The following is a 1,079-nucleotide window of genomic DNA, read 5'->3' on the forward strand; positions in this document are numbered from 1 at the left end:
GGTGGTCAACCCGGTGCGGTCGGCGGCGCGCAACCCCTTGTTCCAGGTCATGCTCACCCTCGAACACGCCACTTTCGGCACGGTCGACCTGGGCGGGACCCCCGCCGTTCCGGAGCTCGGCCGGGACTCCGGCGTCGCCAAGTTCGACCTGGACATGATCTTCGAACGTCCTGAGGACGGCTCCGGACTGCGTGGTCGGATCGGGTACGCGGTGGAGCTGTTCGACGAGGTGACGGTGCGGCGGATCGCCGACGTGCTGGTGCGGGTGCTGCGCTGTTTCGCCGAGGACGCGGACACGGGTCTGCGTGAGGTGGAGGTGCTGTCGGAGGAGGAGTACGGGCGGGTCGTCCACGGGTGGAACGCGAGCGACCGGGAGGTCCCGGACCTGACGGTGCCGGAGGTGTTCGAGGGGCACGTGCGGCGGGCTCCGGAGTCGGTGGCGGTGGTGTTCGGCGGTGAGCGTCTGACCTACGCGGAGCTGGACATTCGTGCCAACCGGTTGGCGCGGCATCTGGTCGGGTGCGGTGTGGGCCGCGGTGACGTGGTGGGTGTGCTGCTGGAGCGGGGTATCGATCTGGCGGTGGCGGTGCTGGCGGCGGCCAAGGCCGGTGCGGTCTACCTGCTGCTGGACCCCGGCTTCCCCGAGGACAGGATCGTCGGCATGGCCGAGGACGCGGGGGCACGGCTGGTGGTCACCCGCTCCGAGTGGACCGAGCGTATACCGGTGATCTACCCCCTGGTGTGCGTGGACACCGACGCCGAGACGATCGCGGCGTGCGCCGACCGGGCTCCGGACGTGGAACTCGACCCCGAGGACGGCGTGTGTGTGATGTTCACGTCCGGCTCCACCGGCCGCCCCAAGGGCGTGCTCACACCGCACCGCGCCGTGGTGGGCACGTTCTTGGGGCAGGACTTCGTGGACCTGGGGCCGGACCACGTGTGGTTGCAGTGCGCTCCGGTGTCCTGGGACGGGTTCGCGCTGGAGTTCTGGGGTGCGCTCATGTCGGGCTCCCGTTGTGTCCTCCAGCCGGGGCAGGCCCCCGAGCCCGAACTCATCGAGTCCCTGGCCGCGGAGCACG

General features: G+C 70.5%; 1 protein-coding gene. It reads left to right on the forward strand.

The features are described from left to right. Window positions 1-1,079: AMP-binding protein (locus ACFHWE_RS23595; RefSeq protein WP_416604070.1), on the forward strand; the 1,079-nt coding region annotated here is incomplete at both ends.

It is taken from the genome of Nocardiopsis sp. LOL_012, assembly GCF_048060475.1.
Taxonomy (GTDB): domain Bacteria; phylum Actinomycetota; class Actinomycetes; order Streptosporangiales; family Streptosporangiaceae; genus Nocardiopsis.